The sequence below is a fragment of the Streptomyces sp. NPDC048172 genome, from assembly GCF_043202595.1.
Taxonomy (GTDB): domain Bacteria; phylum Actinomycetota; class Actinomycetes; order Streptomycetales; family Streptomycetaceae; genus Streptomyces.
Genome location: NZ_JBIDAT010000011.1, coordinates 227297 through 253823, shown reverse-complemented (window position 1 = coordinate 253823; position 26527 = coordinate 227297). Strand labels below are relative to the sequence as shown.

The following is a 26527-nucleotide window of genomic DNA, read 5'->3' as shown; positions in this document are numbered from 1 at the left end:
GGCCTCTTGAGCAGACGAACGAAACGGCGCGGATAGTTCCGGATGTCGGCCGGATTCTGCGAGGAACTCCCAGATCCGGCGGAGCTGTCAGATCCAGGTGTCGAACCACATGCGTTGCCGCCACTCGGACATGGGGATCGTCTGCCCGGTGTAGATGGGCCAGAAGTAGATGAAGTTCCAGACGATGAGCAGCCCCAGGACGCCGACGGCCACCACCCCCGTCGTACGGCGTCTGTCGCTCACGCCCGGTGGCCCGGCCAGCGCCCCCGCCGCCATCGCCAGCCCCAGGCAGAGGAACGGCAGGAACACCACCGCGTAGAAGAGGAAGATCGTGCGCTCCTGGTACATGAACCAGGGGAGGTAGCCCGCGGCGATGCCGCACAGGATCGCGCCCGCGCGCCAGTCCCGCCGGAAGAGCCAGCGGTAGACCACGTACAGCAGCGCCACGCACGCCACCCACCACAGCACGGGGGTGCCCAGCGCGAGGACCTCGCGGGCGCAGCCCTCCCGGTCGGCGCAGCCGTCGGAGCCCGCCTTCGGGGACTCGTAGAAGTAGGAGACGGGGCGGCCCAGGACCAGCCAGCTCCACGGGTTGGACTGGTACGTGTGGTGCGAGGTGAGGCTGACGTGGAAGTCGTAGACCTCGCTCTCGTAGTGCCACAGGCTGCGCAGCGGGCCGGGCAGCCAGCCCCAGGGGCCCGCGGCGCCCTCCCTGGCCGCCCAGTCCCGGAAGTAGCCGCCGGAGGTGGCGAACCAGCCCGACCAGGACGCGACGTACGTGCCCACGGCGACCACGGGCAGCGAGACGAAGGCGGGCAGCGCGTCCTTGCGGAGCATCGCGCGGAACGGGCGCGCGGCACCGGCCGTACGGCGCGCGCCCATGTCCCACAGGACGGTGAGGATGCCGAACGCGGCGAGCACGTACAGCCCGTTCCACTTCGTCGCGAAGCCCAGGCCCAGGCAGACGCCCGCCGCGATCCGCCAGGGGCGCCAGCCGAGCCCCAGCCGGGCGCCGGTCCACGCGTCGGGGCGCAGCTCTCCCGTACGTCCGTCCTCGTCGAGCGGCGGCAGTGCGCGGGCGAGTCTCTCCCGTGTCCTGTCGCGGTCCACGAGCAGGCAGCCGAACGCGGCCAGCACCCAGAACATCAGCACCAGGTCGAGCAGCGCCGTGCGGCTCATCACGAAGTGCAGGCCGTCCACGGCCATCAGGCCGCCCGCCAGGCAGCCGAGCGCCGTCGAGCGGAACAGCCGGCGCCCGATCCGGCAGAGCATCAGCACCGAGAGCGTGCCGAGCACCGCCGTCATGAACCGCCAGCCGAAGGGGTCGAGCCCGAAGAGCCACTCCCCCGCGCCGATGATCCACTTTCCGACGGGCGGGTGGACGACGTACGAGCCCTCCGGGGAGAGGGGGATGTGCTGGGGGTCGGCGAGGATCTTGTCGTTGGCCTTCTCGGGCCAGGTGCCCTCGTAGCCGTACTGCCACAGGGACCAGGCGTCCTTGGCGTAGTACGTCTCGTCGAATATCACCGCGTGCGGCGAGCCGAGCTGCCAGAAGCGCAGCACCCCGGCGACGAGCGCGACGAGCAGCGGGCCGCCCCACGCCGACCACCGCACCAGCTTCGCCGCGGTCCCGGGCGCGAGGCCGAACACCGCGGCCAGCCGTGGGTCCGGCTTCGGGAACGGGGGTTCCAGCCGGTCACGGACCCCCGGGCGGGGCCGCGCCGCGTAGCCGAAGCGGCGCAGTCTCGTCTGCCAGGAGGGCATCTCCTCCTGGTCGCCGCCGCTCTGCCGACGGTCGGGGTCCGCCACGGTGTCACTCGTCGTCACGCGGGCCATCGTAGGGACCGCCGCCCGCGCGCGCTGGGCGGCGTACGACGGCGGCGTCGCGCGCGGGGCCCCTGCTGGGACGATGGAGGCGTGACTGGAACCCTCGTGCTCGCCGGAACGCCCATCGGCGACCCCTCGGACGCCCCGCCCCGCCTGGCCGCCGAACTCGGCGCCGCCGACATCGTCGCCGCCGAGGACACGCGCCGCCTGCGCCGCCTCACGCAGGCGCTGGGCGCCGAGCCGAAGGGCCGCGTCGTCTCGTACTTCGAGGGCAACGAGGCGGCGCGCACGCCCGAGCTGGCCGACGCGCTGGAAAACGGTGCCAGGGTCGTACTCGTGACGGACGCCGGGATGCCCTCGGTGTCGGACCCCGGCTACCGTCTCGTCGCCGCAGCGGTGGAGCGCGGCGTGCGGGTCACCGCCGTCCCCGGGCCCTCGGCCGTGCTGACGGCGCTGGCGCTCTCGGGGCTGCCGGTCGACCGGTTCTGCTTCGAGGGCTTCCCGCCGCGCAAGCAGGGCGAGCGGCTCACCAGGCTGCGCGAGGTCGCGGACGAGCGGCGCACCCTCGTCTGGTTCGAGTCGCCGCACCGGCTGGAGGCCACGCTCTCGGCGATGGCCGAGGTCTTCGGCGCCGAGCGCCCCGCCGCCGTGTGCCGGGAGCTGACGAAGACGTACGAGGAGGTGAAGCGCGGCCCCCTGGGCGAGCTGGCCGCGTGGGCCGCCGGGGACGTGCGGGGCGAGATCACGGTCGTGGTGCGCGGCGCCGAGCCGCCCGAGCCGGGCGCGCTGGACGCCGCCGAGCTGGCCCGCAGGGTCGCGGTCCGCGAGGAGGCGGGCGAGCGGCGCAAGGAGGCCATCGCGGAGGTCGCGAAGGAGGCCGGGGTACCCAAGCGCGAGGTCTTCGACGCCGTGGTGGCCGCGAAGAATACGCGTTCCTGACGCCGCCCCCATGCCGACCAGCGGGTAAAGGACTAACGTAAAAAAGCAAAGGCAAGCCTTACATCCTCCGCTTCTTGGATACGCAGGAACAAAATCTGACCCAATAAAGGGAAAGGGACCTGCGTTCCCACCGGAGAAGGAGTCCACTGAGAAGTGGGCGCACCGCCCGGAGAGAGGAGCTGCCATGAAGCACGCCAGCAGCGGCACGGTTCACGAAGCGTACTCGTTCGCCTGCATGAAGTGCGGTTACGGCTGGGAGCAGGAGTACGAGATACGGCACCTCGAATACGCGGACGGTCGCCCGTTGATCGTGTATTACGCGGACGGGGAGCAGGTTCCCTCTCCGCTCACGCATCCCACGTGCCGCAATTGCGAGGGGCATGTCGTCAGGATCATGCGCTCCGGTCGTGTTTCGCTGGCAGAGGCGGCACTTCCGCACCACTGAACCGCACTTCTGAACCGTACTTCGCACGTCACGGCGGGGGCGCTTTATCATCGCGGGTATGCCGTCGGACAGTTCAGCGCCCCCGCTCCCCGAGCCGCTCCGGATCGCCGTGGCGGACTCGCACACGCACCTCGATATGCAGGACCCCTCCGTGGGGGAGGCGCTGAGCGCCGCCGCCTCGGTCGGGGTCACCACCGTGGTGCAGGTGGGCTGCGACCTGGAGCGTTCACGCTGGGCCGCCGAGACGGCCGCTGCACACGAGGCGGTGCACGCGGCCGTCGCGCTCCACCCCAACGAGGCGCCCCGGCTGCCCGGCGGCGAGCTCGACGAGGCCCTCACCGAGATCGAGAAGCTCGCGGCGCTGCCGCAGGTGCTGGCCGTCGGCGAGACGGGCCTCGACTACTTCCGTACCGGCGAGGACGGCGTCGCCGCGCAGCAGCGCTCGTTCCGCGAGCACATCGCGATCGCCAAGCGCCAGGACAAGGCGCTCGTCATCCACGACCGGGACGCGCACGCGGACGTGCTGCGGATCCTCGACGAGGAGGGCGCGCCCGAGCGCACCGTCTTCCACTGCTACTCCGGTGACGCGGCGATGGCCGAACACTGCGCGGCGAAGGGCTGGTTCATGTCCTTCGCCGGAAACGTCACGTTCAAGAACGCCCAGCCGCTGCGCGACGCGCTCGCCGTCGCGCCGCCCGAGCTCGTGCTGGTCGAGACGGACGCCCCGTTCCTGACCCCGATGCCGTACCGCGGTCGGCCTAACGCGCCGTATCTCGTTCCGGTCACGCTCCGGGCCATGGCGGAGACCAAGGGGATGACGGAGGACGCGCTCGCCACGCACGTCGCGGCCAACACGGCGCGCGCCTTCGGCTACCGGGCCCCCTAGCGACCCCCGGCGACCCCCTATCGGTCGCGACACAGAGTGGTCAAGCCGCTTTGGAGCGTGACCACCTGCTCCGCTACAGTCCCCGCCCGCCGGGCCTGTCCGACAGGCTCTCAACGGCCGGAGCGCTTGGAGTGACGTCGTGAGCCAGTCGCAGGAGAGCGTGGGGACGGTGCTGCAGCCGTCGCCCTACGAGGACTACGCGGGCTACGAGGCCCATGTCCCCTACGGCTACGGCTATGACTACGACCGTGATCCGTACGGGCCGTACGAGGACGTGCCGGGCCTGCCCGGCCTCCCGGAGGTCCCGGAGGCCCCGGAGGCCCCGGATCCGCTCGTCCCGCGTCAGCAGGCCGCCCGGCCGTTCCCCGCCACGGCGGAGGGCGGCCGGGCGGCCGCGCGCCGGGCCGCGCGCTCCCGCCGCACCTCCGAGCGCCCGGAGATGCTGCGGCGGCTGCTGCCGCAGGCGCTCGTCGTCGCGTTCCTGGCAGGCGGCACCTCGGCGTTCGTCGCCTACGACAAGTCCGTCACGCTCGACGTCGAGGGCGAGCCCCGCACCCTGCACACCTTCGCGGGGGACGTCGAGGAGCTGCTGGAGGACGAGGGCGTCGAGCTGGGGCGGCACGACGTGGTCTCCCCCGGCCGCACCGCGGACCTCGCCGACGGCGACGAGATCGACATCCGCTACGGGCGGCCCGTCCGCCTCACCCTCGACGGCCACCGGCACACGGTGTGGACGACGGCCCGCACGGTGGACGGCGCGCTGCGCGAGCTGGGGGTGCGCGCCGAGGGCGCGCGGCTCTCGGCGCCGCGCTCCGCGCCGATCGGGCGGAACGGCACCGCGCTGGAGGTGTGGACGGAACGCGGCGTCACCTTCCTCGCCGACAGCCGCGAGCACCGGGTGCGCACCAACGCCCCCACGGTCGAACGGGCGCTGCGCGAGGCCGGGCTCGAACTCCGCAACGACGACACGACCTCCGTCCCCCTCGACAGCTTCCCGCGCGACGGCCAGACCGTGACCGTGATGCGGATCACCGGCGCCGAGCAGGTCCGCGAGCAGCGCGTCCCGTACGAGACGGAGCGCCGCGACGACCCGCACCTCCAGGAGGGCACCGAGGTCGTGGCCCGGCACGGGAAGCCGGGCCTGCGCCGCACCACGTACCGGGTCCGTACCGTCAACGGCGTCAAGCAGAAGCCCCGGCGGCTGGGCACCGAGATGGTCCGCGAGCCCGAGACCGAGATCATCAAGGTAGGCACCAAGAAGCTCCCCGACACCGTCGAGGGCGCCGAGGGCCTCAACTGGGGCGCCCTCGCCCAGTGCGAGTCCGGCGGCGACCCGAGCTCCGTGGACGCCTCGGGCACCTACGGCGGCCTCTACCAGTTCGACACCCAGACCTGGCAGAGCCTCGGCGGCTCGGGCAGCGCGCAGGAAGCGCCTGCGGCGGAGCAGACGATGCGCGCGAAGAAGCTCTACGTCTCCCGGGGCGCGAGCCCCTGGCCGGTGTGCGGCCGTAAACTGTCGCAGTGAACTCAGCCCCCTCCCCTGACCCTGACCCCGGCGCGGGTGCCGACGCGGGTGCGCTGCTCGGGCCCGCCGATGTGCGGGAGCTGGCCGGTGCGCTCGGTGTGCGGCCGACCAAGCAGCGCGGGCAGAACTTCGTCATCGACGCGAACACCGTGCGGCGGATCGTGCGGACCGCGGACGTGCGGCCCGACGACGTCGTGCTGGAGGTCGGGCCGGGGCTCGGCTCGCTGACGCTGGCGCTGCTGGAGGGCGCGGAGCGGGTGACGGCGATCGAGATCGACGACGTGCTCGCCGCCGCGCTGCCCGCGACCGTGCGTACGCGGCTGCCGGAGCGCGCCGACCGGTTCACACTCGTGCACGCCGACGCGCTGCGCGTGACGGAACTGCCGGGCCCGGAGCCCACGGCGCTCGTGGCCAACCTGCCGTACAACGTGGCCGTTCCGGTGCTGCTGCATCTGCTCGCCACCTTCCCCGGCATCGAGCGGACGCTGGTGATGGTGCAGTCGGAGGTCGCCGACCGGCTCGCGGCGAAGCCCGGCTCGAAGGTGTACGGGGTGCCGTCGGTGAAGGCCGCCTGGTACTGCGAGGTGAAGCGCGCGGGCGCGATCGGGCGGAACGTGTTCTGGCCCGCGCCGAACGTGGACTCCGGGCTGGTCTCGCTCGTACGGCGCGCGGCGCCGGTCGACACGAGCGCGAGCAGGGACGAGGTGTTCGCGGCCGTGGACGCGGCGTTCGCGCAGCGCCGCAAGACGCTGCGCGCCGCGCTCGCCGGATGGGCGGGCTCGGCGGCGGCGGCCGAGGAGGCGCTGACGGGCGCCGGGATCGACCCGAAGGCACGCGGGGAGGCCCTCACGGTCGAGGAGTTCGCGGCGATCGCGGAGCACAAGCCAGTCAGGGAGGGGAACGGCGCGTGAGTGCCAGCATCACCGTACGGGTACCGGCGAAGGTCAACGTCCAGCTGGCGGTGGGCGGCCTGCGCCCCGACGGCTTCCACGACCTGGCCAACGTCTTCCTCGCCGTCGGCCTCTACGACGAGATCACCGCCACCCCCGACGAAGCGCTGGGGCTGACCGCCGAGGGCCCCGGCACGCACCTGATCCCGCTCGACGACCGCAACCTGGCGGCGCGTGCCGCGCGGCTGCTGGCCGAGCGGCACGGGATCGAGCCGCGCGTGCGGCTGCACATCGCCAAGGACATCCCCGTCGCGGGCGGCATGGCGGGCGGCAGCGCCGACGCGGCGGGCGCGCTGCTCGCGTGCGACGCGCTGTGGGGCACCCGTACCCAGTACGACGAACTCCTCGCGCTCTGCGCCGAGCTGGGCTCCGACGTGCCCTTCAGCCTCGCGGGCGGCGCCGCGCTCGGCCGGGGGCGGGGCGAGCTGCTGACGCCGCTGGAGACGGGCGGGGAGTTCCACTGGGTCTTCGCCGTCGCGGACGGCGGCCTGTCCACCCCGGACGTCTACCGCGAGTGCGACCGGCTGCGCGAGGCGGCCGGGCTGGGCGCCACGGTGGACGCCGTGCCCGACCCCGAGCCCTCCCCCGCGCTGCTGGACGCGCTGCGCACGGGCGACGCGGCGGCCCTCGCCGCCGCGCTCACCAACGACCTGCAGCCCGCCGCCGTCTCGCTGCGCCCCTCGCTGGCCCGGACGCTGGAGGCGGGCCTCGCCGCGGGCGCCCTGGCCTCGCTCGTCTCGGGCTCGGGCCCGACCTGCGCGTTCCTGGTCAAGGACGCGGAGTCGGCCGCGCGGACCGCCGAGGCGCTACGGGCCTCCGGCACCTGCCGCACGGCCCGTACGGCGGTCGGGCCCGCGCCCGGCGCCTCGCTCGTCTGACCGCCGCGTGTACCCTCACCCGGCCCGACATCGCGGAGGGGGCCGTTCCGGCAAGCCGGGTGAGGGGGTCTCGATGAGCCCTCAGTGGGTGAGGGCGGCCTGCGGGTCGGACTGCCAGTAGGTCACGAAGGGGTCCTCGCCGAGCTTCGTGGCCTGCGGCAGGGAGACGTCGACGGGGTCGCCGACGGAGCCCTTGCCGGACTTGCCCGCGAAGTGGATCTGGAGATTGCTGACGGACCGCAGTCCGTCGCTGCTCTCGTCCGCTCCGGACAGGCCGACGGCCGCGTACGCCGACTTCCCGGGCTCGACGCCGACGACGGACTGCGGCTGGGACTCCTCCAGCACACGGGTCGGGGCCTGCGCCTCGTCGAAGCGGAGCAGGGGCGCGGAGAAGGCGTCGCAGCGCTCGCTGCTGTTGTTGGTGATCTTGATGAGCAGGTGGTTCACGGGGCGCTCGGCCTTGGTGACCGTGGCCCGTACGTTGGCGCCGGAGCAGGGGTCGCCGGCCTTCGCGCCGTCGCCGCCCGCGATGGTGCCGGGCGCGTCCTCGTCGGAACCGCCACCGTCGCTGCTACCGCCGTCGCTGTTGCCGCCGCTGCTGCCGTTCCCGCCGCTGGAGCTGCCGCCGTCGCCGGAGCCGCCGCCGTCGCTGCCGCCGTCGCCGCCCCCGGAGCCCGAGGACTCGGAGGCGGACTCGGAGGCGGCAGGTCTGTCGCCGCCCGAGGTGTCCTTGTCGTCCTGGCACGCGGTCAGCGAGAGCGTGGCGGCCAGCGCGGTGACGGCGAGCAACGTGTGCCTGCGGCGAAGACGTACGGCGTGCATGACGAATGGCCCCCTGAGCCTGCGTGAAATCCCGTGGAACGCCCGGCGGAGGAGCTGAGCGCTCGGCGCCGCGGCGTGATCACCACGTTCGCCGGGCTGGCCCGCAAGGCGCAACGCCCGGCGGCCTTTTGGGGATGCTGGAACGCTTTCACGTCTCTGACCTGCGCAGATCCGGCCACCTGGAACGCACTTCTGGGACGCGTGGGATGCTGGGGGCATGACACCGGACCAGGAGGGGGACTCCCTGGCGGCGCTGCTGCGGGAGTTGAAGGAGCGGTCGGGCCAGAGTTACGGCGCTTTGGCGAAGCGGCTCCACATGAGTACGTCCACACTGCACCGCTACTGCAACGGCGACGCCGTACCGGCCGAGTTCGCGCCCATCGACCGCCTCGGGCGATTGTGCGGCGCGAAGCAGGACGAGCTGGTGGAGCTGCACCGCCGCTGGATCCTCGCGGACGCGGCACGGGGGGCCAGGAAGAAGGAGAGCGGCGGCGCGTCCGCGGCCTCGGCCGCCTCAGCCGCCTCGGCGGCCGCCGCCGCGCCCGAGGCCCGCCCGGCGGAGGCGCCGTCCCCGGAGCGGCCCGGGCAGTCGGCACAGAGCACGCGGGGCACACAGGGCACACAGGGCACCCAGGGCACACAGGGCGCGCAGAGCACTCAGGGCACGCAGGGCGCACGGACCTCGCAGAACGCGGAGGCTCCGCAGGCCTCGCAGAACGCGCGGACCACACACATGCCGCAGGTCCCGAAGTCCGCACAGCCCACGGCCCCCTCGCGCCCCGCGCAGGCGTCCGCTTCCGCGTCCTCGTCCTCGCCGCGCCCGCCCGAGCCGCCCCTGACCAGCACGAGGCCCGGCGGCCCCGTGCGCGAGGAGAAGAAGCGCAGGCTCCCCATCCTGATCGGCGCGGCGACCGCCCTCGTCGTCGTGCTCGGCGTGGGCGTCACGAACGGGCTCTTCGGCGACGACAGTTCCTCCGGGGACCGGGCCGCCGCGAAGGACGGCGAGGCGGCGCGGGACTCCTCGGGCGGTCCGTCGGACTCCGCCTCGGCGAAGGCCGAGAAGAAGGCGAAGGACGGCAAGGACGGCGACAAGTCCCCCGGCAAGGACGGCGGGAAGGGCGGCGCCGACGGGGAGAAGGGCGCGCCCGGCAAGGGCGGCGGGACCGACGGTTCGGGCGAGGCCCCGCTGTCGGTGAGCCTCAGCGACAGCGTCTGGAACAACAAGAACTGCCTCCAGTCGTTCCTCATCGACCGCGAGCCGGAACAGGTGGGCGAGTTCACCGGGGACTCCACGACCGCCTGGGCCCGGGGCTTCGGGGGCGTGGACGCGAAGGACTCCAACATCGGTGCCGTCGTCCAGGGCACGGGCGACCGGAAGGTGGTCCTGAAGGCCCTGCGCGCGAAGGTCGTCAGCCGCGGCCCGGCCCTCAAGTGGAACCACTACGACTCCGCCAGCGGCTGCGGCAGCGGCGCCCTGGTCCCGGCCTCGTACGACATCGCGCTCGACAACGCGGCCCCTCAGGTCAGGCCGGTGCCGGGCGAGCACCAGGGGAAGCCCACACCGGCGAAACCGTTCCCTCGCACGATCAGCGCGGACGACCCGGAGGCGCTGGCGGTCCAGGCCAAGACCGCGAACTGCGACTGCCGCTGGTACATGGAGCTGGACTGGAGCAGCGGCGACCGGAGCGGAACGATCCGCATCGACGACGGCGGGCGCCCGTTCCGCACGAGCGGCGTGACCTCCAAGAAGCGCTACACCTTCAGCGACAAGCCGCCGTACTGGGTGCTCACCGGGCCGGACGGAATGGTCGTGGACCAGCCGCCCGCAGAGCCCTCAGGACAGCCTGAGGGCGGGGATCGTTAGTCACCGACTTGTGCATCGTGCCGGTGACGTAGCCGAAGGAGAGCCCCGACCCGGGGTCGGCGAAGCCGAGCGAGCCGCCCCTGCCCGGGTGTCCGAACGAGTCGGGCCCGAGCATGGGTGCCGCCGGGCCGTGCAGCATGAAGCCCAGCCCGAAGCGGGTGCTGACGACCAGCACGCGGTCGGGCCCCGCCGACTCCTCGGAGCGGGCCTGCGTGAGGGTGGCCGGGGTGAAGAGCCGCGGCCCGCCGTCCGGCAGGGGCCCGATGAGCGCCGCGTAGAAGCGGGAGAGGGCGCGGGCCGTGCCGATCCCGGCGGAGCCGGGGAGTCCGGCGGCGCGGTAGGCGGGCGCGTTCTCGTCGGCGGCGGGGTCGATCGCGCCGAAGGCACGGCGGGTGAGCGACTCCGGGTCGGCGTAGGCGTCGACGACCGACTGCCGTGGCCGCACGCGCAGTCCGCCGCGCTCGGGCTCGGGCGTGGGCACGTACGCGATACGGGCGACGCGCGGGGCCTCCGCCTCCGGCAGGCCCAGCCACAGGTCGAGGCCGAGGGGCCGGGCGATCTCGTCGGCGAACCAGCGCCCGATGGTGCGGCTGCCGCCGGTGACGCGGCGCACCAGCTCCGCCAGGAGCCAGCTGTAGGTGTGCGGGTGGTAGCCGTGGCCGGTGCCGGGGCGCCACTCGGGCGCCTGCGCCTCCAGCGCACGCGCCCCGCTGACGCCGTCCACGGCCTGCGCGGGGGTGAGCGGGGTGTCGAGCACGGGCACCCCGCCGCGGTGCGAGAGCAGGTGCCGCACGAGGAGCCGGTCCTTGCCGTTCGCCTTGAACTCCGGCCAGTACGTGCCGACGGGCGCGTCCAGGTCGAGCTGGCCGCGCTGGTGCAGCAGGTGGAGCACGGCGGCCGCCGGGCCCTTGGTCGCGGAGTGCAGCACGACGGCGGTGTCCTCGCGCCAGGGGGGTGACGCCGGGTTCTCGGGGTCGGTGACGCCGCCCCACAGGTCGACGACCTTGCGCCCGTGCCGGTGCACGGTCACGGCGGCGCCGGTCTCGCCCCGCGCCTCGAAGTTCCGCACGAAGGCGTCCCGTACCGGCTCATAGCCCTCCGCCACCGTGCCGTGGACGGTCCCGGTCTCGACCTCTGCCACGCTTCCTTCGCTCCTGTCCGCCTTCGCGCGTCTTCTGACCGCGTGTGCTGTCCATGGTCCTATGCGCTCGGCACGCTCACGGAGCGGGGGTCGAAGCCGAAGGGGAGCTCCAGGCGGTGCGCGGACATCAGCCCGGGGTCGGAGAGCAGTTGCTGCGTGGGCCCGTCGGCGGCGATCACGCCGTCGCCGAGGATCACGGAGCGGGGGCACAGCTCCAGCGCGTACGGCAGGTCGTGGGTGACCATCAGCACGGTCACGTCGAGGGAGCGGACCAGGTCGGCGAGTTCGCGGCGCGCCGCCGGGTCGAGGTTCGAGGAGGGCTCGTCCAGGACGAGGATCTCCGGGTGCGAGGCGAGGACGGTGGCGACGGCGACGCGGCGGCGCTGGCCGAACGAGAGATGGTGCGGCGGCCGGTCCGCGTACGCCTCCATCCCGACCCGCTCCAGCGCCTCGCGCACCCGCGCCGCCAGTTCCTCGCCGCGCAGCCCGGACGCGGCGGGGCCGAAGGCGACGTCCTCGCGGACGGTGGGCATGAAGAGCTGGTCGTCGGGGTCCTGGAAGACGATGCCGACCCGGCGCCGCACCTCGGCCAGATGCCGCTTGGTGACCGGGAGTCCGGCCACGGTGACGGAGCCCGCGCCGGGGGTGAGGATGCCGTTGAGATGGAGGACGAGGGTGGTCTTGCCCGCGCCGTTCGGCCCGAGGAGGGCGAGGCGCTCGCCGCGCGGGACGGTCAGGTCCACGCCGAACAGCGCCTGGTGACCGTCGGGGTAGGCGTAGGCGAGGCCGGAGACCTGGAGGGAGGGGGGCGGCGTTTCAGGAGTCTCAGGCGTCACAGGCGTCACAGGGTCCATCCCAGGAGGCAGATCGCGAGGGCGGTGAGCGGGAGCGCGGCGGAGCGTGCCCACTCGGCGCGGGTGGCGCCCGCGCCGCCGGTGAGGGGCATGGTGCCGTCGTACCCCCGGCTGAGCATGGCGAGATGGACGCGCTCCCCGCGCTCGTACGAGCGGATGAACAGCGCCCCGGCCGACTTGGCCAGCACGCCCCACTGGCGCAGGCCGCGGGCCTCGAAGCCGCGCGAGAGGCGGGCGATCCGCATCCGGCGCAGCTCGTCCGCGACGACGTCGCCGTAGCGGACCATGAACGCGGCGATCTGGCACAGCTGCGCGGGCAGCCGCAGCCGCTGGAGCCCCGTCAGCAGCGCGTCGAGCGGCGTGGTCGCGGCGAGCAGCACGGAGGCGGCGACGCCGAGGGTGCCCTTGGCCAGCACGTTCCAGGCGCCCCACAGGCCGGACTCGGAGAGGGAGAGGCCGAGCACGGCGACCCGCTCGCCCTCGGCGACGAACGGGAGCAGCACGGCGAACGCCACGAAGGGGACCTCGATCAGCATCCGCCGCAGCGCGTACCCGGCGGGAACCCGGGCCACGGCGCCGACGGCGACGAGCACGGCCGCGTACGCGGCGAAGGCCCAGAGCGCCTCGCGGGGCGTGGAGACGACGATCAGCACGAAGGTGAACGCCGCCGCGAGCTTGCAGTGCGCGGGCAGCGCGTGCACGGGGGAGTCCCCGTGCCGGTAGAGCTTGTGCGCGTGCCCGGCGGACATCTCAGTGCCCGACGCCCTGCGAGGAGGGGGTCTCTTCGGGCCGCTGTTCCTGCTCCTGTTCCTGCTCCGTACGGCGACGGCGGAGGACGACGAAGACGCCCGAGCCGACGGCCAGGGTCGCGCCGACGCCGATGACGCCCGCGAGGCCGCCGGAGAGGCGGGCATTGGTGATGTCCTCCACCCCGTAGTCCGCGAGGGGCGAGTCCTTGGCGGAGTGGTCCTTCTCCTTCTCGTCGATCCCGTTGTCCGCGGCGACCTTCTCCAGGCCGTCGGGGTCGGCCGAGGCGTAGAAGCTGAGGCCGCCCGCGCAGACGAGGGCGACGGCGAGGCCCGCGAGCCAGAGACGGCGCGGCCGTACGCCCGTACGCGCGGGGGCGGCGGCGGCCTCCGGGGCGGGCTCGGGCTCCGCCCGGGTGGGCTCACCCGTGACCGGCGAGGGGCGCAGCACCAGCGGCACGGCGAGGCGGTCGCGCGCCGCGTGCACGAGGTCGGGGCGGACGGCGGCCACGGCACCCACCGTCAGAGCCGTGATCGCCGCCTCGCCGAGGCCGATCAGCACATGCACGCCGACCATCGCCGCGAAGACCTTGCCCAGCGAGACGTCGGCGGTGCCGCCCAGCGCGTAGAGCCCCCAGAAGGCGACGGCGGCGGCGGGCACGGAGACGAGCGCGGCGACGAACGCGGCGGCGGTGACGGCGCCCCGGCCGCGCGGCAGGAGGCGCAGCAGCAGCCGGAAGAGCCCGTAGGCGACGAGGACGGTGACCACGCCCATGTCGAGGATGTTCACCCCGAGGGCCGTCAGGCCGCCGTCGGCGAAGAGCACCGCCTGCAGCAGCAGGACGACGGAGACGCAGAGCACCCCCGTGTACGGGCCGACGAGGATCGCGGCGAGGGCGCCGCCGAGGAGATGGCCGCTGGTCCCGGCGGCCACGGGGAAGTTGAGCATCTGGACGGCGAAGATGAAGGCGGCGACGAGACCGGCGAGGGGGGCCGTGCGCTCGGCGCCGCCCAGCTCACGGCGGGACCCTCTGAGGGAGACGGCGACAGCTCCCGCGGCGACGACTCCGGCGGCGACAGAGGTCGGCGCGTCGATGAATCCGTCGGGAACATGCATGACGGCACTCCGCTCGGCGTGGGAGGTGGCCTGTTGAAAATATGAGCCACCTGCAAACCATTTGCAAGAGTGCGACGGCGGTGCGTCAGCGGAGGGAAAGGCGCTCGAAGCGCAGCGGGCCGACGACGATCGCGCCCCTGCGCCCCCCACGTCCCCCGGGCCCCCCGGGCACGTCACGGCCGTCACGCTCGTCACGCTTCTCGCCCTGCGGCTCGTCGTCCGCGGCGGCCCTGGCGGCGGAAATTCTCGGTTCGGCCGGGTCCGCGGATCCGGCCGGAACGGCCGGGCTGTCATGGTGAGGGGACTTGGTGGTCATCTGAGGCTCCCGTGGCAGTCGTGAGCCAGCTTAGGCAGCTAATGCCCGATATGTGAGTGGCGGGGGTCACAGTTTCCAGGGCTGTGGTACAGCTCACCCGGTCCACCGGGTGACTGACCAGGCGCGCTGCGCGTCTGACTAGACGAAGGGGCAACCCGGAACCAAGCGGCCCAGGTGTCCCCGACCCAGAGGGAGCAGACGTGTCACAGGTCATCGAGCACACCGTGCAGGCCCAACTCATCACCAGGCCGCCAGCGACCCGGTCACTCGCAGCGACTCTCCGCTACGACGTGATCGACCCGCTCGCCGTGCGCATCGTGTTCCCGTCCGACATCTCCCTCGACGGCGACGAGGTCGCCTGGACCTTCTCCCGCGACCTCCTCGACGCGGGCCTGCGCGGCCCGGCGGGCGAGGGCGACGTCCATGTGTGGCCCTGCGGCCTGGAGCGCACGGTGATCGAGCTGCACGCCGGCGAGGGCGTGGCCGTCCTGGAGTTCCGCGCCGGGGACCTGTGGGGCTTCCTGCGCTGCGCGTACGACGCGGTCCCGGCCGGAAGCGAACGCACCCACCTGGAACTGGACGAGACCTTGGAAGCGCTCCTCCGGAACGTGTGAGCGCCGGGCAGGGGCGCGGGGAACTGCGCGCCCGGCCACGACGCAGCCGCGGCCTGCGACGCACCGCAAGGGGCACCCCGTACTCAGCCCCATCGAACGACACGAGGCCGCCGACCACCCGAAGGTGATCGGCGGCCTCGCGCGTGGCCCCGTCAGCCCGACGCCGGAGGCGCCGTCAGACTCCGGTCCGCTCAGGGCTCCGCTGAGCCGGTATCGGCGCGGTCTGCCCCGCTCCGGCGCCGTCCTCCAGGTGGTGCCGCAGCTTCTCACCCTCGACGTCGACGTTGGGCAGGATCCGGTCCAGCCACTTCGGCAGCCACCAGGCACGGCGGCCCAGCAGCGCGAGCACGGCGGGCACGATCGCCATCCGTACGACGATCGCGTCGAAGAGGACCGCGATGGCGAGCCCGAAGCCCATCATCTTGATCATCGCGGCCGAGGCCCCGATGAAGCCCGCGAAGACGCTGATCATGATGACGGCCGCGGCGGACACGACCCGGGCGCTCAGCCGGAAGCCGGAGATGATCGACTCGCCGGGGCCCTCGCCGTGGACGTACGCCTCGCGCATCCGCGTCACGAGGAAGACCTCGTAGTCCATCGCCAGGCCGAAGATCACGCCGATCATGAAGATCGGCATCATGCTCATGATCGGGCCGGTCTGCTCCACCCCGATGAGGCTGGCCGCCCAGCCCCACTGGAAGACCGCGACGACGGCGCCGAGCGCGGCCAGCACGGAGAGCAGGAAGCCGAGCGCGGCCTTCAGCGGCACCAGGACCGAGCGGAAGACGAGCATCAGCAGCAGGAACGCCAGGCCGACCACCAGCGCCAGATACGGCACCAGCGCGTCGTTCATCACCTGCGAGAAGTCGATCGTCACCGCGGTCGAGCCGGTGACGAGCAGCGTGGCGCCCGTCGCCTTCTTGATCGAGTCCTGCTGGTCGCGGATCGCGTGGACGACGTCCTCGGTCTTCGAGTCGCTCGGGCCCGTCTTGGGAACGGCCGTGAACGTCGCGGTGTCGGCGCTCTTGTTGAACTGGGCGGGCGTGACCGCGACGATGCCGTCGACCTTCGCGATCCGCTTCTCGATCTCCTTCGCGGCCTGCTTCGGGTTGTCGCTGTCCCGCAGGTCGGCCACCGGCATCAGCGGGCCGTTGAACCCGGCGCCGAAGCCGTCCGAGAGCAGGTCGTACGCCTTGCGCTGGGTGGTCTCCGCGGGCTCGTTGCCCTCGTCGGGGAAGCCGAGCTGCATGCTGCCGACCGGAATGGCCAGCACACCGAGCCCCAGCACCGCCGTGACCAGGACCATCACCGGACGGCGCAGCACGAAGGCGGCCCAGCGGGCGCCCGCCTTGGGCTTCTGGCCCACGGCGTTCGCGGCCGGCGGGGCACCCGTCTCGGGGTTGGCCTTGCGCACCTTGCGGCCGAAGATCCGCTTGCCCACCATGCCGAGCGCGGCCGGGACCAGCGTGAGGGCCACCAGGACGGCGATGACGACCGTACCGGCCGCCGCCATGCCCATCCTGGTCAGCACCGGGATGTTGACCACCGCCAGGCCGACCAGCGCGATCACGACCGTCAGACCGGCGAAGACCACCGCCGATCCGGCGGTTCCGACCGCCCGCCCCACGGCCTCCTCGCGGCTGCGGCCCTCGGAGAGCTCGGCGCGGTAGCGGGAGGCGATGAACAGCGCGTAGTCGATGCCGACCGCGAGGCCGATCATCATCGCGAGCGTGCTGGTGTCGGCGGAGAGATCGAGGGGGACGGCCAGCGCGGTGATCGACGAGATGCCGATGCCGACGCCGATCAACGCCGTGATCAGCGGAAGTCCCGCCGCGACGAGCGAGCCGAACGTCAGGATCAGCACGATCGCGGCTATCCCGATGCCGATGATCTCGCCGTTGCCCATGTCGGGCATGGTCATCAGCGCGTCGCCGCCGGTCTCGGCCGTCAGCCCGGCCTTACGGGCCGACTCCGCGGCGGCCTCGATCTTGTCCCGGGTCTTGTCGGTGATGTCGGTGGACGGGACCTTGTAGACCGCCGAGGCGTAGGCGATGCTCCCGTCCTTGCTGATGGCCCCGCTGCCCTTGGCGAACGGGTCCGAGACACCGGCGGCCTGCCCGCCCTTCAGGGCGCTCACGGCCTCCTCGACGGCCTCCCTGTTGTCGGTGGCCGTGATCTTCTCGCCGGTGGGCGCGCGGAAGACCATACGGGCCTGGGCGCCCTCCGCGTTGGAGTCCGGGAAGCGGTCCTCCAGCACGTCGAAGGCCTTCTGCGCCTCGGTGCCGGGGAGGGCGAAATCGTCTTCGGGCGGGGTCGAAGCGGTGGACGCGCCCACTCCGGCGGCGACGAGCAACGCCACCCATATCAGGGCGACGAAGCGGCGGCGCCGGAAGGCGAACCTGCCGAGTTTGTACAGGAAGGTGGCCACGAGAGGGTTCTCCGGTTTAGATGCGGACGGGGACAGCGGGATCGGGGATTCCCCTCGGTACACGCGCGGGCACGGGCACCGCTGGAATGACAGCTCATGTCAAACGACGCCTACTCGCAGGCAAAGGATGAGCCATCCCGCGGATTGAGGGGTACGTCACAACTTGCCGCGGCCCAATTCCCCCCGAACCATGGGATAGGTGACCGACGAAGGCGCCTATCTCCGATACCCGCATCTCCACGGCGATCTCATCTGCTTCGCCGCCGAGGACGACCTGTGGGTCGCACCCCTGCGACCCGGGCGCGCCTGGCGGCTGACGGTGGACCGTACCCGGATCAGCCATCCCCGCTTCTCCCCGGACGGCAGCCGGATCGCCTACGCGAACTGGCGCAGCCTGGATCCCGAGATCTATCTGGCCCCCGTCGAGGGCGGCCCCGCCGCGCGGCTCACCTACTGGGGCGCAGCCGACACCCGCGTCTGCGGCTGGACGCCGGAGGGCGACGTGCTCGCGGTGGCCTCGCACGGCCAGCCCTTCTCGTACTACTCGTGGGCCTACCGCGTCCCCGTGGACGCCGCCAGCGGCACCGGCGGGCCGGGCAGCAAGCTGCCGTGGGGGCCCGTCTCCGACATCGCGGTGGCCGAACAGGACGGCGAGCGGCGCACGTTGCTGCTCACCGGCACGCCGCCGCACGAGCCCGCCTCCTGGAAGCGGTACCGGGGCGGCGCGATGGGCCGCCTGTGGCTGCACGGCGAGCGGCTGCTGCCGGACCTCGAAGGGCACCTGGACAGCGCGATGTTCGTGGGCGGCCGCATCGCGTTCCTCTCCGACCACGAGGGTGTGGGCAACCTCTACTCCTGCCTGCCCGACGGCTCCGACCTGCGCCGCCACACCGACCACGACGCGTTCTACGCCCGCCACGCGTCCACCGACGGACGGCGGGTGATCTACCAGTGCGCGGGCGAGCTGTGGCTCGTGGACGACTTCTCGCACCGCGCGAAGCCGCGGCGGATCGACGTCGTCCTCGGCGGGCCGCGCGCCGGGCGGCGGCCGTACCAGGTCCCGGCCGCCGACCACCTCGACTCGCTCGCCGTGGACCCCACGGGCCGCGCGAGCGCCGTCTGCGTGCGCGGCAGCCTGTACTGGCTCACCCACCGCGACGGCCCGGCCCGCGCCATCGCCGACGAGCCGGGCGTCCGGGTCCGGCTCCCCGAGATGCTGGGCGATACGGGCCGTATCGCGTACGTCACGGACGCGGACGGCGAGGACGCGATCGAGGTCGCCGACCTCCCCAGAGCCTCGGCCCCGCGGCCCCCGCTGAGACTCGCCGCGGGGCGGCTGGGCCGGGTCCTGGAGCTGGTGTCCTCGCCGGACGGCGGCACGCTGGCGGTCGCCTCGCACGACGGGGGGCTGCTGCTGGTGCGCGTGCCGGACCCGGAGGCCTCCGGCGATCCGGACCCGGGCGTCACCGAGCTGATCCGCTCCGTGAACGGCCCCGTGCACGACCTCGCGTTCTCGCCCGACTCCCGGTGGCTGGCGTGGGCGCACCCCGGGGTCGGGCGCTCGCTCTCCCAGATCAAGATCGCCAAGGTGACGGAGACGGCCACCATCCTCGATGTGACCGACGGCCGCTTCGAGGACGAGCAGCCCGTCTTCACGCGCGACGGCCGCTTCCTCGCGTTCCTCTCCTGGCGCGGCTTCGACCCGGTGTACGACGTGCACACCGGCGACCTCTCCTTCCCGCTCGGCTGCCGCCCGTATCTCGTGCCGCTCTCCTCCGCGACGCTCTCCCCCTTCGCGCTCACCCCCGAGGGCCGCCCGGCGGCGGGCGGCCTCGACCCGCAGCCCGAACCCCCGGGCGGCGAGGGCGAGGGCGAGGACGAGCGGACGGTGCTGGTGGAGGCGGAGGGACTGGCGAGCCGCGTGACGCCGTTCCCGGTGACCGCCTCGAAGTACTCGGCGCTCTGCCCGGTGAGCGGCGGCGGGCTGATCTGGCTGCGGTTCCCGATCTCCGGCGCGCTGGGCGAGACGTTCGTGAACCCGGCCGACACCTCGGGCCGCCCCACCCTGGAGCACTTCGACCTCACCAAGGCCCGGCGTACCGAACTCACCAGCGAGATCGACTGGTTCGCGCTCAGCGGCGACGGCTCCCGGCTCGTCGTCAACGACGAGGGCGAGCTGCGCGTGATCCCCGCCGGCGAGACCTCCGACGCCGACTCCACGACGTACATCGACCTGCGCCGCGTCCTGCACGACGTGGACCCGGCCGCCGAGTGGCGGCAGGCGTACGAGGAGGCGGGGCGGCTGATCCGGGCGTACTTCTGGGACCCGGGGATGAGCGGCATCGACTGGGACGCGGTCCTCGACCAGTACCGGCCGCTGGTCGAACGGGTCGCCTCCCCCGACGAGTTCGCCGACCTGCTGCGCGAGGTGCTGGGCGAGCTGGGCACCTCGCACGCGTACGTCGCCCCGGCGCGGCGCGACGAGGGCCCGCCGCACTACCAGCGCCCCATCGGCCTGCTCGGCGCCAACCTCGTCCGCACCCCGCACGGCGAGTGGCGGATCGCCCGCGTGCTGCCCGGCAACTCCTCGGACTCCCGCGCCCGTTCGCCGCTCGCGGGCGCGCCCGTACGCGAGGGCGCGGTGCTCACGCACATCGACGCGCGCCCCGTCGACCCGGTCCAGGGCCCGGCGCCGCTGCTGGGCGCAGCGGGCGGCACCACGGTGGAGCTGTCGCTGCGCCAGGCGGGGCCGCGCCGCGTGGCCGTCGTCCCGCTGATCGACGAGCGCCCGCTGCGCTACCAGGACTGGGTGGCCCGCCGCCGCGACGTCGTCCGCGACCTGAGCGGCGGCAAGTGCGGCTATCTCCACATCCCCGACATGGGCGGCTCGGGCTGGGCCCAGTTCAACCGCGACCTGCGGATGGAGGTCTCCCGCCCCGCGCTGATCGTGGACGTACGGGGCAACGCGGGCGGCCACATCAGCGAACTGGTGCTGGAGAAGCTGACCCGCACCATCCTGGGCTGGGACCTCACGCGCAACGCGCAGCCCGTCTCGTACACGAGCAACGCGCCGCGCGGCCCGGTCGTCGCGGTCGCGGACGAGATGACGTCCTCGGACGGCGACATGATCACGGCGGCCTTCCGCCTGCTGGGCAGGGGCCCGGTCGTCGGGACCCGCACCTGGGGCGGCGTCGTCGGCATGACGGGACGGCACCGGCTCGGCGACGGCACGGTGATCACGGTGCCGATGAACGCGGCCTGGTTCGGCGGTGGCCTGGGCTGGGGCGTCGAGAACCACGGCGTCGAGCCCGACATCGAGGCCCTGCGCACCCCGCTGGACTGGGCCGAGGGACGGCACGCGGTCCTCGACACGGCGGTGACGGTCGCCCTCGACCTCCTCGAACGGCACCCCGCCAGCACCCCGCCCGACTACAGCCGCGTCCCCGACCGCAGCCGCCCGCCGCTGCCGCCCCGCGAGGAGGAGACCTGACATGCGAGCTTTGCCCCGTTATGCCACTCTGGTGAGCGCCCCCAGTACACAACGCGAGGAGTGACGATGGGCATCGCCGACCAGTTCAAGGACAAGGCCAAGGACCTCCAGGACAAGGCCAAGGAGAAGATGGGCGACGCCAAGGGCGACGGCGACGAGAAGTCCCGCGACCAGGGCGGGGGCGGCGACATGAAGGACAAGGCCCAGGACGCGGCCGACACCGCGAAGGACAAGTGGGAGAACCGCTGACCCTCCCCCAGCGCCCTCCGGGCGCCACCCACGAAGAGGGACCCGCCCACCAGGCCGGGTCCCTCTTCGTACGCCGTACGTCAGGTCAGTGGTTCGCGCGCTCCTTCTCGTCCGCCGCGCCCCCGGCCCCCACCAGGCCGTTCGGGACGCCGCCCGCCTCCTCGATGAGGGTGCCCGCGCGCTTCATCTCGCGCTGGGCGAAGGGGCCGCCGAGCACCATCGGCAGGTAGCCGCGTATGCCCTGCATGCCGCGCAGCCACCACTGCGCGTACACGTGCGCCGAGCGCCGCTCTATGCCGTCCACGATCCGGTCGACGGCGGGGCCCAGCGGATACGTCTTGTTCGTCGGCCACGGCAGTCGCGCGCGCACGCCACGCATCAGCTCGTCCGCGTCCGCGCCGCGCACCATGTCCGTGTCGGTCCAGCTCAGATAGCCGACGCCGACCCGCACGCCCTTGTACGCGACCTCGGCGCGGAGGCTGTGCGCGAACGCCTCGACGCCGGACTTCGACGCGCAGTACGCGGTCATCATCGGCGCGGGCGTGATCGCCGCGAGCGAGGCGATCTGCAGGAAGTAGCCGCGCGACTCGGCCAGTACGGGCAGGAAGGCCCGGCCCGTCACCGCGCCGCCGATCAGGTTCACCTCGATCACCCGCCGCCAGGCGACGGGGTCGGAGTCCATGAACGGACCGCCCGCCGCGACGCCCGCGTTGGCCACGACGATGTCGACCTTGCCGAACCGCTCCTTGACCTCGCGCGCCACCCGCGCCATCGCCACGTGGTCGGTGACGTCCGCGTGCCAGTGGTCGGAGTCGGTGTCCAGCCGCTCGCTGACCTGCTTGAGCGCGTCCGGCTCCAGCCCCACGAGCGCGATCTTCGCGCCCCGGGCCGCCAGCTTGCGGGCCAGCAGCTCCCCGACGCCGCGCGCGGCGCCCGTGACGACCGCGACCTGTCCCTCCAGGCTCACCCGGCTCATGCGCTCTCCTTCACTGTGCTGCGGTGGTCGAGGTGGCCCCGGCCGAGGTGGTCCCGTACGAGCTCGGCGAGGACCGCGCTCACCGTGCCCGGCTCCTCCAGCGGCGTCATGTGCCCGCGTCCCGGCAGCTCGTGCAGCCCGGCGCAGTGCGGCAGCATCGCCGCGAGCTGCCGCGCGTGCGAGACGGGCGTGAGCCGGTCGTGGGTGCCGATGATCACGGCGGTCGGCGCGTCCAGGTGCGGCACCTTGACGGCGAGGTCGAGTTCGGCGAGCACCCCGCCCCACGCGGCCCGTACGGGCGTGGGACAGGCGTGCACGATCTGAGCCGTCGCCTCGACGGTCTCCCTGCGCGGGCGCCGCCCGAGCGTGCCGTACGCGAGGGCCTTACGGGTCAGCGGGGTGACGGGCCCCAGCGGGGCCTTGGCGCCCAGCATCATCCGGTGCGCGGCCGTCCGCATCCGCTCCGAACGCAGCGGGATCACGCGGGCCTCGCCCGTCAGATGCTGCGCCCCGGTGCTGCACAGCAGCAACGCGGCGGCGTGCTCGCGCAGCTGGTCCCGGCCCGCGGCGGCCATGAGCGTCATGCCGCCCATGGAGTGGCCGCCGATCACGGCCCGTTCGCCCGGCTCCAGCGCCGCGTCGAGGACGGCGCACAGGTCGTCGGCGAGCATGGCGGTGCTGTACGCCGCGGGGGTACGGGCAGCCGGGCTGCGGCCGTGGCCCCGCTGGTCGTACGCGATCACGCGGTGCCCGCTCGCGGTCAGGTCGCGGATGACGGGCGCCCAGAACCGCGTGCTGCAGGTCCAGCCGTGCGAGAGCACGACGGCGGGCGCGTCCTCGCGGCCGTAGACCTCGACGGGGAAGCGGATGCCGTCGCCGGAGCGCGCGACGAGTTCACGGTCGGGCGCGGGCGGGGCGTACTCCCCGGTGAGGCCGCCGCGGCTCGCGGGGCCTGGTGTCGTGGCGCTCATCGCTCGTTCTCCTCCGGCGTGTTCTCGGCGGCGGTCGTGGCGGCGGTCGCGGCGCCGGTCCCTGGGCTTCGGCTGGCGCTCCCGGCGAGCAGGGGCGCCTTGCGGCGCCGGACGGGGCCGTCCTGGCCGTCCTGGCCGTTCCCGTGCCCGTTCCTGGGGGCGGCCCGCAGCACCTCGTACTCCTCCAGCCAGACCTCGCGGGTGATCTTCCGGAACTCGGCCGTCGTGCCGGGCCAGACCGCGACGGGGCGCCCCTCGGAGTCGAGGTACCAGCTGGTGCAGCCGGTCTGCCACACGCTGCCCTTGATGCGTTCGCGCAGCTTGGTGTTGTAGCGGTGCTGCGCGATGGGCCGTACGTCGAGCGCGGCCTTGTCGCCCGGGGTGCCGCCGCCGAGGGTGTCGAGCTTGCGGACGTAGTCGACGATGTAGTTGAGCTGGGCCTCGATGATCAGGATCATCGAGCTGCTGCCGAGCCCGGTGTTGGGGCCTATGACGAAGAGGAAGTTGGGGAACCCGGTGGTGGTCGTGCCGCGCAGCGCGTTCATCCCGTCCGCGGCCCAGGACTCCGCGAGCGTCTCCCCGTCGGTGCCCTTGACGCAGTCGGCGACGGGCATCTCGGAGACGTAGAAGCCGCTGCAGAACACGATCGCGTCGACCTCGGTCTCGCGCCCGTCGGCGGCGATCAGGGTGTTGCCGCGGATCTCCTTGAGGCCCGAGTCGACGAGGTCGGTGTTGGGCTGCGCGAGCGCCGGATAGTAGTCGTCGGAGAAGAGGGTGCGCTTGCAGCCGATCCGGTAGTCGGGGGTCAGCTTGCGGCGCAGCTCGGGATCCTTGACGGCGCGCTTCATGTGGCCCGTGGCCACCTTCTCCAGCACGGCGAGCAGCTTGGGGTGGTTCGCGTAGACCTGCGTACCCAGCTCCAGCGCGCTCCACAGCGCGAACCGGGCCAGCTTCTGGGTGCTCGGCACCTTGCTGTGCAGCCGGCGCTCCAGTCGCGTGATGCGCCGGTCGCCGCGCGGGACCACCCACGCCGGGGTGCGCTGGAAGACGGTGAGCCGGTCCACGACGGGCTGGATCGCCGGAACGATCTGGATCGCGGAGGCCCCGGTCCCGATGACGGCGACGCGCTTGCCGCGCAGGTCGTAGTCGTGGTCCCAGGTGGCCGAGTGCACGACCTTGCCCTCGAACGTGTCGAGCCCGGGGATGTCCGGCGTCTTCGGCGCCGACAGCGGCCCGGTGGCGGAGACGACCACGTCGGCGGTGAGGCTGCCGCGCGAGGTCTCCACCCGCCAGTGCAGCTCCTCCGCGTCCCACATCATCTGCTGGACCTCGGTGCGGAGGTGCAGATGCTGGCGCAGCCCGAAGGTGTCCGTCACGCCCTCCAGGTACTCCCGGATCTCGCTCTGCGGCGCGTAGGCCCGCGGCCAGTGCGGATTGGGCGCGAACGAGAACGAGTAGAGGTGCGAGGGGATGTCGCAGGCGCACCCGGGATACGTGTTGTCGTGCCAGGTCCCGCCGATGGCCTCGCGCCGCTCCAGGATCACGAAGTCGGTCACACCCGCGCGCCGCAGCCGTACGGCGGCGCCGAGGCCGCCGAAGCCGGAGCCGACCACCGCCACCCGTACGTGCGAGGGCAGCGCGCGCTCGTTCCGCTCCCCGCCCCGCTCCTCGCTCTCCTTGACCACACTCCCGGCCGCCATACGCCGCCTCCCGCGAGAATCCGGACCCATCCGAGCCCATCCGAACCGCGCCAGTAATCACTGGCACTATCGGAGCGTAGGACAGCGGGATACCGATGGGTAGGGGTCACGCGCAGGAAAGTTACCGGGGGTCGCACCCCCGGGGTCCGCACGACGGGAGACATAGGCTGACCCCGTGGCGAGCGCAAACGAGCAACCCAGCACAGAGAGCGCGGACGGGGCCGGAGCCGAGGCCGAGGCCCGGGGGCGTCGTGAGTACCGTGCGTCCGAGCTCGCGGAGGCCGCGGGCATCACCCCGCGCACCCTCCGCTTCTACCGTGAACGCAAACTCCTGCCGCCGCCCCGCCGCGAGGGCCGTATCGCCTGGTACGACGGCCACCACCTGGCCCGCCTCCGCACCATCGCGGCCCTTCTCGCGCGGGGCCACACGCTGGGCGGCATCGCGGATCTGATGACGGCGTTCGAGAAGGGCCGCGACGACCGCGCGGCGGCCGAACTCCTGGGCCTCGACTCGTCCTTCACCACCCCGTTCTCCGAGGAGACCCCGGTCCGCCTCACCCCCGAGGAGCTGGCCGCCTACTTCGGCGACGAGGAGATCACCGCGGAGAACCTCGCCGCGTCCCTCGACATCGGCTACGTCGCCGTCGAGGGCGACGGCTTCGTCCACGCCAGCCGCCGCCTCCTCGAAGCCTCCGCCCAGCTGGTCGACAAGGGCATCCCCCTGGCCGACGTCCTCGCCGCGGGCCGCGAGCTCCGCACCCAGACCGACACCATCGCCGCCACCTTCGCCCGCCTCTTCCGCACCCACCTCCTCCCCCGCGTCGACACCACGGACCCCGCCGCGGTCAACGACCTCCTGGAACGCGTCGGCCCCCTCTCCAAGGCCGTCGTGGAAGCCGAACTGGGCCTGGCCCTGGACCGCCGCGTACGGGCGGAACTGGAGGAGTGGCTGCGAGGCGAGGGGTCCTCCGCCACGGAGGGCGAGCGGGCCCCCTAGGGGCCTAGCGGGCCTTCCCCGCCCGGTACATGGCGAGGATCAGCAGCCCGATGCTCCGCTGGTCGAACGGGACGAGGGAGTCGAGGGAGTGCCGGGCGGCCAGTTCGTTCAGCTCGCCGAGGACGGCGGCGTGGCGGCCCATCTCCATCTCCAGGCAGAGACGCTGCTCCTGGACCCGGCGCCGTTCCCCCCGCAGCCGGGCACGGAGCGCCCTGGCCCAGTCGCAGGTGAACTCCGTCAGCGGCTCGCCCGACCACTCGCTCTCGGCGGTGTGCAGCTTGCCGACGGCCAGTTGGCGGTCGCCCCGTTCCGCCGCGGCCGTCGCCTCCCGGCGCAGCCGCCGGAAGCGCAGCAGATCGACGTCCTCGGGGTCGAACCGGAGCCGGTAGCGGTCGTGGGAGGGGCGGTCGATGCCGAGACGGTCGCCTCCCGCCTCGTGCAGCACGGGGCGCAGCCGGGAGACGTAGGCGTGGAGGGCCGCTCCGGGGTCCGCGGGCGGGGCGGTCGTGGACCAGACGCGGCACGCGAGGGTCCCGACCGGGACCGGTGCGCCCCGCGCGTGGAGCAGTGCGGCGAGGACACGGCGCTGCTTCAGGGGTCCGAGGTCGAACTGCCGTCCCTGGTCCCAGAGTTCCAGCGGGCCGAGCGCGAGAAGGTCCATCGTCGCCCCCTACAGGGTTGCGATCACCTCTGCCGCACCCACAGATCCCGCACATCTGTGCGGCGTAACTCTCACTTTGGCGCCGCACGGAGGGGGAGCGAGAAGAGGCGCACCGTAGCGCGCGGGAGGCG

22 protein-coding genes are annotated in these 26527 nt (G+C 73.2%); 11 read left to right on the top strand and 11 right to left on the bottom strand.

Features of this window, described 5'->3' with window-relative positions:
• Nucleotides 1–87: 87 nt before the first annotated feature.
• Nucleotides 88–1836 carry a dolichyl-phosphate-mannose--protein mannosyltransferase gene (locus ACGF3A_RS38495; RefSeq protein ID WP_393735180.1) on the bottom strand — a complete coding sequence of 583 codons (1749 nt, stop codon included), beginning with the start codon at nt 1834–1836 and terminating at the stop codon, nt 88–90.
• An 81-nt stretch (nt 1837–1917) separates the two neighbouring features.
• Here ACGF3A_RS38495 and rsmI point away from each other — a divergent pair, with 81 nt between their 5' ends.
• From rsmI to ACGF3A_RS38465, 6 genes are all read left to right on the top strand, one after another.
• On the top strand, nt 1918–2766 hold the full coding sequence (gene rsmI / locus ACGF3A_RS38490) for a 16S rRNA (cytidine(1402)-2'-O)-methyltransferase (RefSeq protein WP_393735179.1): 849 nt from the start codon (nt 1918–1920) through the stop codon (nt 2764–2766).
• A 184-nt stretch (nt 2767–2950) separates the two neighbouring features.
• Nucleotides 2951–3211, top strand: a complete 261-nt coding sequence (locus ACGF3A_RS38485) for a hypothetical protein (RefSeq protein WP_393735178.1) — start codon at nt 2951–2953, stop codon at nt 3209–3211.
• Between the two features lie 58 nt (nt 3212–3269).
• On the top strand, nt 3270–4097 hold the full coding sequence (locus ACGF3A_RS38480; RefSeq protein ID WP_393735177.1) for a TatD family hydrolase: 828 nt from the start codon (nt 3270–3272) through the stop codon (nt 4095–4097).
• Nucleotides 4098–4236: 139 nt separating this feature from the next.
• Complete coding sequence (locus ACGF3A_RS38475) at nt 4237–5622, top strand: ubiquitin-like domain-containing protein (protein ID WP_393735176.1); 1386 nt, start codon at nt 4237–4239, stop codon at nt 5620–5622.
• On the top strand, nt 5619–6533 hold the full coding sequence (gene rsmA / locus ACGF3A_RS38470) for a 16S rRNA (adenine(1518)-N(6)/adenine(1519)-N(6))-dimethyltransferase RsmA (RefSeq protein ID WP_393735175.1): 915 nt from the start codon (nt 5619–5621) through the stop codon (nt 6531–6533). The genes ACGF3A_RS38475 and rsmA overlap by 4 nt, the downstream gene beginning before the upstream one ends.
• The gene (locus tag ACGF3A_RS38465) at nt 6530–7450 is read left to right on the top strand and encodes a 4-(cytidine 5'-diphospho)-2-C-methyl-D-erythritol kinase (RefSeq protein WP_393735174.1); all 921 of its coding nucleotides are present in this window, start codon (nt 6530–6532) and stop codon (nt 7448–7450) included. The genes rsmA and ACGF3A_RS38465 overlap by 4 nt, the downstream gene beginning before the upstream one ends.
• Nucleotides 7451–7531: 81 nt before the next feature.
• On the opposite strand, the gene ACGF3A_RS38460 is transcribed toward ACGF3A_RS38465, so the two are convergent.
• Nucleotides 7532–8272 carry a DUF4232 domain-containing protein gene (locus ACGF3A_RS38460; protein ID WP_393735173.1) on the bottom strand — a complete coding sequence of 247 codons (741 nt, stop codon included), beginning with the start codon at nt 8270–8272 and terminating at the stop codon, nt 7532–7534.
• Nucleotides 8273–8489: 217 nt separating this feature from the next.
• Between ACGF3A_RS38460 and ACGF3A_RS38455 the strand changes: the two genes are divergently transcribed.
• On the top strand, nt 8490–10136 hold the full coding sequence (locus tag ACGF3A_RS38455; protein WP_393735172.1) for a helix-turn-helix domain-containing protein: 1647 nt from the start codon (nt 8490–8492) through the stop codon (nt 10134–10136).
• Here ACGF3A_RS38455 and ACGF3A_RS38450 read toward each other — a convergent pair.
• The 4 genes from ACGF3A_RS38450 to ACGF3A_RS38435 are packed head-to-tail and all read right to left on the bottom strand — an operon-like array spanning nt 10060 to nt 13994.
• Nucleotides 10060–11277, bottom strand: a complete 1218-nt coding sequence (locus ACGF3A_RS38450) for a serine hydrolase domain-containing protein (RefSeq protein ID WP_393735171.1) — start codon at nt 11275–11277, stop codon at nt 10060–10062. The two genes, ACGF3A_RS38455 and ACGF3A_RS38450, sit on opposite strands and share 77 nt — an antisense overlap.
• A 59-nt stretch (nt 11278–11336) precedes the next feature.
• A complete protein-coding gene (locus tag ACGF3A_RS38445) occupies nt 11337–12131 on the bottom strand; it encodes an energy-coupling factor ABC transporter ATP-binding protein (RefSeq protein WP_393735170.1) in 795 nt (264 codons plus the stop codon).
• Nucleotides 12119–12880 carry a cobalt ECF transporter T component CbiQ gene (gene cbiQ, locus ACGF3A_RS38440; protein ID WP_393735169.1) on the bottom strand — a complete coding sequence of 254 codons (762 nt, stop codon included), beginning with the start codon at nt 12878–12880 and terminating at the stop codon, nt 12119–12121. The genes ACGF3A_RS38445 and cbiQ overlap by 13 nt, the downstream gene beginning before the upstream one ends.
• Nucleotide 12881: 1 nt before the next feature.
• Nucleotides 12882–13994 (bottom strand): energy-coupling factor ABC transporter permease, encoded by a 1113-nt coding sequence (locus ACGF3A_RS38435; RefSeq protein ID WP_393735168.1) that lies wholly within the window; start codon nt 13992–13994, stop codon nt 12882–12884.
• 516 nt (nt 13995–14510) lie between these two features.
• Between ACGF3A_RS38435 and ACGF3A_RS38430 the strand changes: the two genes are divergently transcribed.
• Entirely contained in the window at nt 14511–14924 is a 414-nt protein-coding gene (locus ACGF3A_RS38430) for an SsgA family sporulation/cell division regulator (protein WP_393735167.1), read from the top strand.
• Nucleotides 14925–15099: 175 nt separating this feature from the next.
• Here ACGF3A_RS38430 and ACGF3A_RS38425 read toward each other — a convergent pair whose 3' ends face one another.
• The gene (locus ACGF3A_RS38425; protein WP_393735166.1) at nt 15100–17352 is read right to left on the bottom strand and encodes an MMPL family transporter; all 2253 of its coding nucleotides are present in this window, start codon (nt 17350–17352) and stop codon (nt 15100–15102) included.
• A gap of 199 nt (nt 17353–17551) precedes the next feature.
• Here ACGF3A_RS38425 and ACGF3A_RS38420 point away from each other — a divergent pair, with 199 nt between their 5' ends.
• Together ACGF3A_RS38420 and ACGF3A_RS38415 are read left to right on the top strand one after the other, a co-directional pair.
• On the top strand, nt 17552–20842 hold the full coding sequence (locus ACGF3A_RS38420) for a S41 family peptidase (RefSeq protein ID WP_393735165.1): 3291 nt from the start codon (nt 17552–17554) through the stop codon (nt 20840–20842).
• A gap of 66 nt (nt 20843–20908) precedes the next feature.
• Complete coding sequence (locus ACGF3A_RS38415; protein WP_393735164.1) at nt 20909–21091, top strand: hypothetical protein; 183 nt, start codon at nt 20909–20911, stop codon at nt 21089–21091.
• A gap of 85 nt (nt 21092–21176) precedes the next feature.
• On the opposite strand, the gene ACGF3A_RS38410 is transcribed toward ACGF3A_RS38415, so the two are convergent.
• Genes ACGF3A_RS38410 through ACGF3A_RS38400 form a run of 3 tightly spaced genes read right to left on the bottom strand, consistent with a single transcriptional unit; the run spans nt 21177 to nt 24738 of the window.
• On the bottom strand, nt 21177–22067 hold the full coding sequence (locus tag ACGF3A_RS38410) for an SDR family oxidoreductase (protein WP_393735163.1): 891 nt from the start codon (nt 22065–22067) through the stop codon (nt 21177–21179).
• Nucleotides 22064–23038 (bottom strand): alpha/beta fold hydrolase, encoded by a 975-nt coding sequence (locus ACGF3A_RS38405; protein ID WP_393735162.1) that lies wholly within the window; start codon nt 23036–23038, stop codon nt 22064–22066. The genes ACGF3A_RS38410 and ACGF3A_RS38405 overlap by 4 nt, the downstream gene beginning before the upstream one ends.
• On the bottom strand, nt 23035–24738 hold the full coding sequence (locus ACGF3A_RS38400) for a flavin-containing monooxygenase (protein WP_393735161.1): 1704 nt from the start codon (nt 24736–24738) through the stop codon (nt 23035–23037). Before ACGF3A_RS38400 ends, ACGF3A_RS38405 begins: the two co-directional genes overlap by 4 nt.
• A gap of 175 nt (nt 24739–24913) precedes the next feature.
• Here ACGF3A_RS38400 and ACGF3A_RS38395 point away from each other — a divergent pair, with 175 nt between their 5' ends.
• Nucleotides 24914–25735: a MerR family transcriptional regulator gene (locus ACGF3A_RS38395; protein ID WP_393735160.1), complete on the top strand. Its 822-nt coding sequence runs from the start codon at nt 24914–24916 to the stop codon at nt 25733–25735.
• A 4-nt stretch (nt 25736–25739) separates the two neighbouring features.
• Here ACGF3A_RS38395 and ACGF3A_RS38390 read toward each other — a convergent pair whose 3' ends face one another.
• Nucleotides 25740–26396, bottom strand: a complete 657-nt coding sequence (locus ACGF3A_RS38390; RefSeq protein WP_393735159.1) for a BTAD domain-containing putative transcriptional regulator — start codon at nt 26394–26396, stop codon at nt 25740–25742.
• Nucleotides 26397–26527 lie beyond the last annotated feature (131 nt).

Coding starts and splice junctions, on each gene's coding strand:
- ACGF3A_RS38495 (WP_393735180.1), bottom strand. CDS start 1,836: ATGGCCCGCGTGACGACGAGTGACACCGTGGCGGACCCCGACCGTCGG.
- ACGF3A_RS38485 (WP_393735178.1), top strand. CDS start 2,951: ATGAAGCACGCCAGCAGCGGCACGGTTCACGAAGCGTACTCGTTCGCC.
- ACGF3A_RS38480 (WP_393735177.1), top strand. CDS start 3,270: ATGCCGTCGGACAGTTCAGCGCCCCCGCTCCCCGAGCCGCTCCGGATC.
- ACGF3A_RS38460 (WP_393735173.1), bottom strand. CDS start 8,272: ATGCACGCCGTACGTCTTCGCCGCAGGCACACGTTGCTCGCCGTCACC.
- ACGF3A_RS38455 (WP_393735172.1), top strand. CDS start 8,490: ATGACACCGGACCAGGAGGGGGACTCCCTGGCGGCGCTGCTGCGGGAG.
- ACGF3A_RS38445 (WP_393735170.1), bottom strand. CDS start 12,131: ATGGACCCTGTGACGCCTGTGACGCCTGAGACTCCTGAAACGCCGCCC.
- cbiQ (WP_393735169.1), bottom strand. CDS start 12,880: ATGTCCGCCGGGCACGCGCACAAGCTCTACCGGCACGGGGACTCCCCC.
- ACGF3A_RS38435 (WP_393735168.1), bottom strand. CDS start 13,994: ATGCATGTTCCCGACGGATTCATCGACGCGCCGACCTCTGTCGCCGCC.
- ACGF3A_RS38415 (WP_393735164.1), top strand. CDS start 20,909: ATGGGCATCGCCGACCAGTTCAAGGACAAGGCCAAGGACCTCCAGGAC.
- ACGF3A_RS38410 (WP_393735163.1), bottom strand. CDS start 22,067: ATGAGCCGGGTGAGCCTGGAGGGACAGGTCGCGGTCGTCACGGGCGCC.
- ACGF3A_RS38405 (WP_393735162.1), bottom strand. CDS start 23,038: ATGAGCGCCACGACACCAGGCCCCGCGAGCCGCGGCGGCCTCACCGGG.
- ACGF3A_RS38400 (WP_393735161.1), bottom strand. CDS start 24,738: ATGGCGGCCGGGAGTGTGGTCAAGGAGAGCGAGGAGCGGGGCGGGGAG.
- ACGF3A_RS38390 (WP_393735159.1), bottom strand. CDS start 26,396: ATGGACCTTCTCGCGCTCGGCCCGCTGGAACTCTGGGACCAGGGACGG.